Source organism: Burkholderia sp. Bp9015, assembly GCF_003853505.1.
Taxonomy (GTDB): domain Bacteria; phylum Pseudomonadota; class Gammaproteobacteria; order Burkholderiales; family Burkholderiaceae; genus Burkholderia.
Genome location: NZ_QTPZ01000032.1, coordinates 89,622 through 100,142, shown reverse-complemented (window position 1 = coordinate 100,142; position 10,521 = coordinate 89,622). Strand labels below are relative to the sequence as shown.

Here is a 10,521-nt window from a genome sequence, read left to right as displayed (position 1 = left end):
CTTGCCGACCACACCGCGAATGTCATATGCCTTGAAGATGGATTGGGAGATCATCGATTCTCTCTGGGTTGCGTGCATGGAAAATAATCTGGCCGCCTTTCGCGCATGCCGGCCATCGTACATGCGGGCCTTGCGGAACAAGGAACGGGACGGCTGGAGCGGCCCCGATCCCACTTATAATCGCGGGTTTTGATGACGCGTATTTTGTCCATTTTAATGCCTAGCCGCTCCGCCGCCGCCAACCCGCCGCCTTCGGGCGCCCTGCCGGCCGCCTTCCGCTCGCGCGGCTGCCCCGCATGCTGAAGCGATTCGGCAACCCGGACGTCGCGAAGGCCGTCGCGAATCTCGTCTGGCTGGGGCTCGAACGGCTCACGCAGATCGGCGTCGCGATCGCGATCAGCGGTCTTCTGGCCCGTTATTTCGGGCCGGACGTGTTCGGCAAATGGCAGTATGCGAATACGCTTCTCCTCGTACTGGCGCCGCTCACCTGGGTGTGCGGCGCCGAAATCCTGGTTCCGACCATCGTCCAGCGCCCGCCCGCGCAACTCGGCGCCGTGCTCGGCAGCGCCTTCGTGCTGCGCATCGGCGTGTCCGCCGTCGCGCTCGTCGCGACCTGGATCGCGATCGGCGCCGGCGCGTTCGACCCGCTCGTCGGCGCGATGCTCGCGGGCCTCGCGGTCACGATGGTGTTCCGCGAGCCGTTCGTCGGCGTGATCAACGCGTGGCTGCAGAGCCTGACCTACAGCAAGCCGCAGCTCGTCACCAGCATGCTCACCGCGCTGGCGAAGGCGCTGCTCGTCTGGCTGCTGGTCCGCGCGGCCGCCGGCCCCGCCCGCTTCGCGTGGCTGTGGGCGCTGGAGGCCGCCGTGATCGGCTTCGCGCTGCTGCTCTACTTCCGCCATCGTAACGGCGGCGCGCTCGGCTGGACGTTCGACAAACCGCTGTTCAGGCACTTTGCCACCGCCGGCACCGTGTTCTGGCTCGGCCTGATCTGCATGTACCTGTTCCTGAAGCTCGATCGCCTGATGCTCGAGCGTCACGTGTCGTTCGCCGACCTCGGCCGCTACTCGGCGGCCCAGCAGCTCAACGAGAACTGGATCACGCTCGCGCTGATGCTCGCGCAGACCATCGCGCCCGCGTTCGTGTACCGCGTGCAGGACGTCGCGCGGCTGCGCCGCAACATCGTCCGGCTGATCGCGATGACCGCCAGCCTGATGACGGCCGGTGCGCTGGTGCTGGACGCGGCCGCGCCGCTCATCGTCGGCAAGGTGTTCGGCCGCGGTTACGAGGCGTCGGTCGACATCTTCCGCTGGGCGGTCTGGCTGTCCGTGCCGGCCGGCATCGAGGCGATAGGCAATCTTATCGTTCTCAAATATCAAGCAAAATTCGTGTTGCTGGCGAAATGGGTGCTCGCGCTCGCGATCGCCGCGCTCGTCAACGTGTTCGCCATCCCCCGGCTCGGCCTGTACGGCGCGCTCGTCGGGCTGGCGGCCGGCTATCTCGCCGCCGCCGCCGTTAATTTTTATTACATTCGTTTCAAGCTGCGCCCATGACGTCTCCCGATTGCCCGCCCCCGCTCGACGACGTGGCCGTGTTGATGCCGGCCTACAACGGCCACGACGACGTCGTCCGCACCCTCGCGTCGTTTCGCGAGGACGCGCCGGTGCACGTGCTGATCGTCGATGACGGCAGCACGCCGCCGATCGTGGCGCCCGACCTGCCCGGCCTTGCGGTCGAGGTGCTGCGCATGCCGCGCAACGGCGGCATCGAGCGCGCGCTCGAGGCCGGCATCGACGCGCTCGCCGCGCGCGGCTTCCGCTTTGCGGCCCGCATCGACGCCGGCGACCTCGCCGCACCGCGGCGCCTCGCGAAGCAGCGCGCGTATCTCGATGCGCACCCGCGCGTGGCCTGCGTCGGCATGTGGACCCAGGTCGTGTCGCGTGCCGGCGAGCCGCGCTTCATGCTGACCCCGCCCGCCGACCCGCGCACGCTGCGCCGCACGCGCTTCCTGCGCTCGCCGCTCGTGCATCCGTCGGTCATGCTGCGCATCGACGCCGTGCGCGAAGTCGGCAATTACCGCGCGAAGTATCGCGCGGCCGAGGATCTCGATCTTTTTTTACGGTTAATGCAACGCTACGATTGTGCGAACCTGCCCGAGCTCGGCCTCTACTACGAGCTCAACGAGGGCGGGATCAGCGCGACCAAGCGCCGCCGCCAGCTGATATCGACGCTATCGCTGCTGCTGCGGCACTTCAACGTGCTGAACCCGTACGACTGGGCCGGCCTCGCCAAGAACCTGCTGCATTTCGTGACGCCGTACCGTACGCTGCAGCGGATCAAGCAGACGCTGTTCGCGGCGCGGCCGTCCGCGTAGCCCGCCTCCGGCATTTTCGACGCTTTATTTTTTGCTTTTTTTCATGTCCGCTACCTTCTCGCTGCGCATCGCGCTCGTCTGCAACACGGCCTGGGCGATCTACACGTACCGCCACGGGCTGATCCGTGCGCTCGTCGCGCGCGGCGCCGAGGTCATCGTGATCGCGCCGCACGACCGCACGGTGCCGCTGCTCGAGCAGATGGGCTGCCGCTACGTCGCGCTCGCCGTCGCGTCGAAAGGCACGAGCCCGCGCGAGGATCTCGGCACGCTTGCCGCGCTGGTGCGCCATTACCGCGCGCTCGAGCCCGATCTCGTGTTCCATTACACGATCAAGCCGAACATCTACGGGTCGATCGCCGCGTGGCTCGCGCGCGTGCCGTCGATCGCGGTCACCACCGGCCTCGGCTACGTGTTCATCCAGAAAAGCCGTGCGGCGAGCGTCGCGAAGCGCCTGTACCGGTTCGCGTTCCGCTTTCCGCGTGAAGTCTGGTTCCTGAACCGCGACGATCTCGCGACCTTCACCGACGAGCAGCTGCTCGCGCACCCCGAGCGCGCGCGGCTGCTGCACGGCGAAGGCGTCGATCTCGACCAGTTCGCGCCGGTGCCGCTGCCCGCCGGCCGTGGCCCCGTGTTCATCCTGATCGGCCGGCTGCTGTGGGACAAGGGCGTGCGCGAATACGTCGAGGCCGCGCGCGTCGTGCGGGATCGCTACCCGGACGCGCGCTTCCAGCTGCTCGGGCCGCTCGGCGTCGACAATCCGAGCGCGATCGGCCGCGCGGACGTCGACGCGTGGGTCGGCGAAGGTGTCGTCGAGTATCTCGGCGAGGCGCACGACGTGCGCCCGCACATCGCGGCGGCCGACTGCGTCGTGCTGCCGTCGTACCGCGAGGGCGTGCCACGCACGCTGATGGAAGCGTCCGCGATGGGCCGCCCGATCGTCGCGACCGACGTGCCGGGTTGCCGCGACGTCGTCGCCGACGGCGAAACCGGCTTCCTGTGCCGCGTGCGCGACAGTGCGAGCCTCGCTGAGCAGCTGATCCGCATGATCGAACTCGGGACCGCCGGACGCGACGCGATGGGCGCGCGCGGCCGCCGCAAGGTGAGCGCGGAATTCGACGAGCAGCAGGTCGTCGAACGCTACCGGCAGACCATTCATACATTGACCGGCATCACACTCTGAAGGAGCGCATCAGCATGACCGCTAAAGGCACCATCCTCGTTACCGGCGGTGCGGGCTATATCGGCTCGCATACGGCCGTCGAGCTGCTCGACAACGGCTACGATGTCGTGATCGTCGACAACCTCGTCAACAGCAAGGCCGAGTCCGTCCGGCGCATCGAGCGGATCACCGGCAGGACGCCCGCGTTCCACCAGGTCGACGTGTGCGACGAAGCCGCGCTCGCGAAGGTGTTCGACGCGCATCCGATCACGGGCACGATCCATTTCGCGGCGCTCAAGGCGGTCGGCGAATCGGTCGCGAAGCCGCTCGAGTACTACCAGAACAACCTCGGCGGGCTGCTCTCGGTGCTCAAGATCATGCGCGAGCGCAACGTGCGGCAGTTCGTGTTCAGCTCGTCGGCGACCGTGTACGGCGTGCCGGAGCGCTCGCCGATCGACGAATCGTTCCCGTTGTCGGCCACCAACCCGTACGGCCAGTCGAAGCTGATCGCCGAGCAGGTCCTGCGCGATCTCGAGGTATCGGACCCGTCGTGGCGCATCGCGACGCTGCGCTACTTCAACCCGGTCGGCGCGCATGCGAGCGGGCTGATCGGCGAGGATCCGGCCGGCATCCCGAACAACCTGATGCCGTACGTCGCGCAGGTCGCGGTCGGCAAGCTCGAGAAGCTGCGCGTGTTCGGCTCCGACTACCCGACGCCGGACGGCACCGGCGTGCGCGACTACATCCACGTCGTCGATCTCGCGAAGGGGCACATCGCCGCGCTCGACGCGCTCGCGAAGCGCGATGCGAGCTTCGTCGTGAACCTCGGCACGGGCCAGGGCTACAGCGTGCTGGAAGTCGTGCGCGCGTTCGAGAAGGCGTCGGGCCGCCCGGTGCCGTACGAACTCGTCGCGCGCCGCCCGGGCGACATCGCCGAGTGCTATGCGAATCCGCAGGCCGCGGCCGACCTCATCGGCTGGCGCGCGACGCTCGGGATCGACGAGATGTGCGCCGACCACTGGAAATGGCAGGAGGGGAACCCCCGCGGTTTTGTATAATCCGCTGTCCATTTTTCGAGCGATCCCATGCTCAGCTTCGCGTCCGGCTTCATCGTCTCCCTGCTCGTCACGTTGTTCATCGTGCGCTATGCGCATCTGCACGAGAAATTCTCGGTCGACAGCGACCTGGCCGGCGTGCAGAAATTCCACGTGCGGCCGGTGCCGCGCGTCGGGGGCATCGGGATCCTCGCCGGGGTCGTCATTGCCGCGCTGCTCGTGTCGCGGCGCTATCCGACGATCGCCGGCAGCATTCTCGGAATCGTCGCGTGCGGGATGCCGGCGTTCCTGTCAGGCCTCGTCGAGGACCTGACCAAGCGCGTGTCGCCACGCGCGCGGCTGCTCTGCACGATGGGCGCGGCCGCGCTGGCGTTCTGGCTGCTGGGCATCGCGGTCAAGCGCATCAGCGTGCCGCCTCTCGACTTCCTGCTCGGCTACGTGGCCATTTCCGCATTCATCACGGTGCTCGCGGTCGCGGCGCTGGCCAACGCGATCAACATCATCGACGGCTTCAACGGCCTCGCGTCGATGGTCAGCTTCATGATGTTCGCCTCGCTTGCGTATGTCGCATTCCATGTCAATGACCCGGTCGTCATGTCCGCGTCGATCATCATGATGGGCGCCGTGCTCGGCTTCTTCCTGTGGAATTTCCCCGCCGGGCTGATCTTCCTCGGCGACGGCGGCGCGTATTTCATCGGCTTCATGCTCGCCGAACTCGCGATCATGCTGGTGATGCGCAATCGCGAAGTGTCGGCGTGGTATCCGGTGCTGCTGTTCATGTATCCGATCTTCGAGACGTGTTTCTCGATCTACCGGAAGAAGTTCATCCGCGGGATGTCGCCGGGGATTCCGGACGGCGTGCATCTTCATATGCTCGTGTACAAGCGGCTGATGCGCTGGGCCGTCGGGACGAAGCATGCGCACGACCTCACACGGCGCAATTCGCTGACGTCGCCTTATCTTTGGCTGCTGTGCCTCGTTGCGGTGATTCCGGCGACGCTGTTCTGGCGGCACACGGTGCATCTGTTCGTTTTTGTCGTGCTGTTCGCGCTGACGTATGTGTGGCTGTATGTCAGTATCGTGCGCTTCCGGATACCGCGCTGGATGGTAGTGCGTAAGGAAAAGCGCAGGAATTGAACAATCCTGAAGCAACGGATTTCGAACAAGAAGTGTATCAACAGTGCCCCCCCTTTCTTGACTGATCACATGGAAGTGGCCTAACAACTGCCCCTTCCCTTTAGCCAATATAATTAAGAGCCGCGCCGTCCGCATTGTGTAATGTGGACGTGCTACCGCCTCTAATGCTCGGATGATGCTTTAGAGGTTTGCATAAAAGCTGTGCGTACCGTTCGATTGGACCGGCGCTCCAAGAACCATTTTATATTTCACGTTTTCGGACGAAGACGTACAACTGAGCTTTCCCAACCAATAGATTTCAAAGAATCGTCCATTGGGAATAGATCGGGAACAGTGACGAGCTTGTAGCCAGCGGGCGCCACATTAAGAGCGATTGCCCTTCGTTCCGCCGTAACAATTCGGCCATTAACAGCAGCCTGCACATCCTCAAACGACGTGAACCCCCCGAGCATGTTAATGATCAAAGCTATGTCACTTCTAGCTAAAAATATACTGCCCCGCATATCACGCCCTTTGAGGTAGTCACGAACCGTATCCACATGCGCCGAGTTCCAATTAGTCAACCTGTTTTCATCTCGCGCAACCACGAGACTCCTAGCATTCTTAAAAGCTGTTTGTGTAGTCGAATGACTTGAAATTGACAATACGATCAACACAAAACCAAAAAAAACTACGGATGTTGTAAATTCAACAATAATCGGCTTAAAAATTCGCGACGCTAACAATGATGCAGCGAGGGGAACGATCAGAAACCACATCGAGCCAAAATAAAAACGAAAGACATCATATGCCGGAACAAAACCAACCATGCGAGAAAATATTGGAAGCGGAATAGCGATCATTAACAGACTATAAGCAAAAATTATCACCGCAGGGGTCATCGAACATGATGACATACCATTCTGCGACGTTCCTCGCCGCTTCCACATCAAAGCAATCCAGATTGCCCCGAGGCACAGCGATGAAAGAACAAATCCTGAGCAGCATGCGTTGAACGTCGCCTTATCGAAGGCGTACCCGTTGTCAAATCCAAGCCGCAACTTCTGCCATATATCCGGGACACGTAACAAAATCGGAACCAGCACGCATATTCCAATCGCCGCAAAGCCAATTGCGCGAGGGCTGACGCTCTTCCGATAGAAAATCACTGTAACCGCCCCGAAGATTACAACGTACAGGAATTCCATCGCATGGAACGCCACAATAATCGTCGACGCAAGAAGAATGATTGCGATCTTCGCTACATGTAACTTTCTTCTCACAACCGCTTCAAGGATAAGCACATCGACCACGAAGGAAATCGGCAAGGTAATTTGATAGGTCGCCCCGTATCGAACAAACCACGACTCCATGAGAACCCCAGCACCAAGGAAAAACAATAGCGCTGAACAAAGACCGACTATCATCGATTGCGTCGCACTCTGCTGACTTACCGAAAGTGAATGGACCTTTGCGCCGACGTAACTCAATGCTGCCAACGTTATGAGGCCTTGCGCTCGGAAGATAATAATGGGGTACGATCGCACATTGTTTACCTCAAACAATTCGAAGATGTGCGCCCATACGAAGTGCCACCTCGGCCGGATGAAAAATTCATCTGGCCCAAATAGATATGGCTTTCCGTGAACGACGTATTGTTGTATCACCGACATATGGATGTACAAGTCGTCGGGCATAAACCGCGGCGGGTAGCATTGAAGGATGTAAATTGCCACCAACCCAAACGCGCACAAGCACACTACAAAAAGCAATATGCTCGAACCTCGCCCCGGTAAGTATCCGGGTAATTCAGTCTTAATTTGATTCACGGGTTTCCATATTTAGTTTTGAGTTTTACCGTGACTCCATCCGAAAGGTGTATCTTCTTTTCTACCGTATCATCGCGACGATATTGCACGTACTACCAGCGGCACGCTGTGCAGCACCGGCGCCACAGTCGTCTGATATTCGGGAACCCACCGCCGTAGGTCGCGCCGCACTTCATCGTCGCTCAGGACGCGGTGCTGCATCAGCCACGGCAACAGTTCGTCGAGCAGATGATCCGGCACTTCCCGCGCACGTGCGATCCGCAGCTTCGGATGCGGCGTGCGCGTGGTCGTCTCGTCGTCCGCGAGCAATTCCTCGTAGAGTTTCTCGCCCGGACGCAGCCCCGTGAATTCGATCCGGATCTGCCCTTCCGCGAAGCCGTAGAGACGGATCAGATCGCGTGCGAGATCCACGATCTTGACCGGCTCGCCCATGTCGAGAATGAAGATCTCGCCGCCGTGCCCCATGCTCGACGCCTGCAGCACGAGTTGCGACGCTTCCGGAATCGTCATGAAGAAGCGCGTGATTTCGGGATGCGTAACCGTCACCGGGCCGCCCTTCGCGATCTGCTGCTGGAACTTCGGGATCACGCTGCCGGCGCTGCCGAGCACGTTGCCGAAACGCACCGTCTCGAACTGCGTGCCTTCGCTCGTCTGCTGCAACGCCTGGCACGCCATCTCGGCGAGCCGCTTGCTCGCGCCCATCACGTTGGTCGGATTGACGGCCTTGTCAGTCGAAATCAGCACGAAATGGCGCACGTTGTGGCGGATCGCCGAGCGGGCGACGCGATAGGTGCCCAGCACGTTGTTGCGCAGCGCCTGCCACGCGTTGTGCTCCTCCATCAGCGGCACGTGCTTGTACGCGGCCGCGTGGAAAACGATATGCGGCGCATAGCGCGACATCACCTGGTCGAGCAGCAGCGAATCCTTCGCGTCGCCGATGATCGGCACGACGGGCTGGTCGGGGAAGCGCTCGCGCAGTTCCTCGGCGAGCCGGTACATCGCATATTCGGAGAGATCGAACGCAACCAGTTGCGCCGGCTTGAAGCGGAGGATTTGCCGGCACAGCTCGGAACCGATCGAACCGCCCGCGCCGGTTACCATCACGACGCGGCCGCGCAGCAGCGCCTCGACGTGCGGCGTGTCGATCGTCACGGCATCGCGGCCAAGCAAGTCTTCGAGGTCGATGTTCCGTACCTGGGACAGGAACCCCTGCCCCGGCATCAGCGCGGTCAGCGATGGCAGCACCATCGCCTTCACGCCGGCTCGCACGCACAATGTCGCAACGCGGCGCTGTGTTTCAACGGATGCCGACGGAATCGCGATGATCGCGTATTCGACCTTCAACGCATCGGTCCAGTGCTTCAGGTCGTTGAACGAGCCGAGCACCTTGTAGCCGTAGATCTCGCGCCCCTGCTTGGTCGGCTCGTCGTCGAGGAGGCCCACCAGACGCCACTCCCCCGACCGCGACAGTTCACGCGCGAGGCTCGCGCCGGCCGTGCCGGCGCCGAGCACGAGCACCGGCTTGCCCTGCCCGACGAGCCCGCCGTACAGGTAGAACTCCTTCGTTGCGCGGTACAGCGCGCGGGCGCCGCCCATCGCGAGGAACAGCATCAGCGGCGACACGAGCAACACCGAGCGCGGGATGATCGGCGACGGCTGGAACATCACGGCGCCGATCATCACGATCACGCCTCCGCCGATCACAGCCTTCGAAATCCGAACCAGATCGGGAAGGCTCGCAAATACCCACAGACCGCGGTAGAGGCCGAACACGTGGAACATCAGCGCGTAGACGGGCAGCACCCAGACGAGCGCCGCCAGCGCGCCGCCCATGAAATCGGACGGAACGCTGCCGTTGAATCGGACGAGATAGGCGAACAACCACGCGGCGGTGACCGCCGTCAGGTCAAACAGGAAAGCGCTCAGCGAAAGCCATGATGCTTTGGATCGCAACATCGGCGGGAAACCTCAAGAGTTATTTTCGGCGGCCGACTGAAACCGGCGCCAGCGCATGTCGATTACCAGTCCGATACATGCCAGGACGCCGTACCACACGAAGAACGACAGCCACTGCTGCAGTTCCGGGCGGCCCTTTGCCCACACGGCGACGATTATGCCTGCGAGCATGATGAGGTACCAATAAAGAGCGGTCCGGCGGTGACCTATGCCCGCTCGGACCATCCTTTGATAATAATGCTCCCGGTGCGCTTGCCAGAACTTTTCGCCACGTAACAGTCGTCTCAAAAGTGTTACAGATGCGTCGGCAATAAAGGGAGCGAACACCTGCGCCGGAAACCAGATCGGCCAGACGCCGGCCCGCCAGCCCCAATAGCCGAGCGCACCGGCCAGGAATCCGAGCGGAATCGAACCCGCATCGCCGAGAAACAGCCGGGCCGGATGGAAATTCAGCAGCAGAAAGCCGAGCGCGGCGCCGGCGACAGCCGAGCCGGCCACGGCCAGATCCGGTGACGGCATCGGGCCAGTCAGCGCCGCGACCGCATACGCGCCGAAGCCGAACAGCGCCATGCCGCCCGCGAGTCCGTCGGCGCCGTCCATGAAGTTGTACAGGTTCGTCAACCAGACCATCGCGAAGCCGATGCCGACCAGCAGCCACCACGGTGCGTCGGCCGGGAACACGGCGATCAGCGCGACGACCGCCGCGAGGTGCGCCGAGAACCGCACGCGGGCCGGCAGCCCGCGCCGGTCGTCGATCTGCGACATCGCGGCAAGCCCGGCGGTGGCGATGGCGATCAGCCACAAGTGCGGCGCCAGCGCGAACAGCGCGACGACGCAGACCGGTACGATGCCCCATCCGCCGACGCGCGGCGTCGGCAGCGTATGGAGCGAACGGTCGTTCGGAATGTCGGTGGCAAGGCGCCATGCGAGGCCGGTTGCTAGTAGTAGGCGCAGGATGGCCGTCGATGCGATGGCGGCGGCCAGTGCCACTACGAGTGCACCGGACCACGCGGATGTAGGGAAATGCATGTC

At 62.7% G+C, this 10,521-nt stretch carries 9 protein-coding genes; 6 read left to right on the top strand and 3 right to left on the bottom strand.

Annotated features, from left to right (window positions below; translation table 11 throughout):
- The 6 genes from DIE12_RS38420 to DIE12_RS28525 form a co-directional block, all read left to right on the top strand.
- Window positions 1–193, top strand: a 193-nt coding sequence (locus DIE12_RS38420) for a hypothetical protein (protein WP_221622538.1), incomplete at its 5' end; no start/stop codon positions are given.
- Window positions 194–296: 103 nt separating this feature from the next.
- Entirely contained in the window at window positions 297–1,553 is a 1,257-nt protein-coding gene (locus DIE12_RS28545) for an oligosaccharide flippase family protein (protein ID WP_124551434.1), read from the top strand.
- On the top strand, window positions 1,550–2,374 hold the full coding sequence (locus tag DIE12_RS28540) for a glycosyltransferase (RefSeq protein ID WP_044846274.1): 825 nt from the start codon (window positions 1,550–1,552) through the stop codon (window positions 2,372–2,374). Before DIE12_RS28545 ends, DIE12_RS28540 begins: the two co-directional genes overlap by 4 nt.
- Window positions 2,375–2,417: 43 nt before the next feature.
- Window positions 2,418–3,554: a glycosyltransferase family 4 protein gene (locus tag DIE12_RS28535; RefSeq protein ID WP_124551433.1), complete on the top strand. Its 1,137-nt coding sequence runs from the start codon at window positions 2,418–2,420 to the stop codon at window positions 3,552–3,554.
- A 14-nt stretch (window positions 3,555–3,568) separates the two neighbouring features.
- Window positions 3,569–4,591, top strand: a complete 1,023-nt coding sequence (galE, locus tag DIE12_RS28530) for a UDP-glucose 4-epimerase GalE (RefSeq protein ID WP_044846276.1) — start codon at window positions 3,569–3,571, stop codon at window positions 4,589–4,591.
- A gap of 27 nt (window positions 4,592–4,618) precedes the next feature.
- Window positions 4,619–5,725 (top strand): glycosyltransferase, encoded by a 1,107-nt coding sequence (locus DIE12_RS28525; protein WP_124551432.1) that lies wholly within the window; start codon window positions 4,619–4,621, stop codon window positions 5,723–5,725.
- A gap of 248 nt (window positions 5,726–5,973) precedes the next feature.
- Here DIE12_RS28525 and DIE12_RS28520 read toward each other — a convergent pair whose 3' ends face one another.
- The 3 genes from DIE12_RS28520 to DIE12_RS28510 form a co-directional block, all read right to left on the bottom strand.
- Window positions 5,974–7,203 (bottom strand): hypothetical protein, encoded by a 1,230-nt coding sequence (locus DIE12_RS28520; protein ID WP_124551431.1) that lies wholly within the window; start codon window positions 7,201–7,203, stop codon window positions 5,974–5,976.
- A 399-nt stretch (window positions 7,204–7,602) separates the two neighbouring features.
- Complete coding sequence (locus DIE12_RS28515; protein ID WP_124551430.1) at window positions 7,603–9,489, bottom strand: nucleoside-diphosphate sugar epimerase/dehydratase; 1,887 nt, start codon at window positions 9,487–9,489, stop codon at window positions 7,603–7,605.
- Between the two features lie 12 nt (window positions 9,490–9,501).
- Entirely contained in the window at window positions 9,502–10,518 is a 1,017-nt protein-coding gene (locus DIE12_RS28510; protein ID WP_124551429.1) for a glycosyltransferase family 4 protein, read from the bottom strand.
- Between the last annotated feature and the right edge of the window lie 3 nt (window positions 10,519–10,521).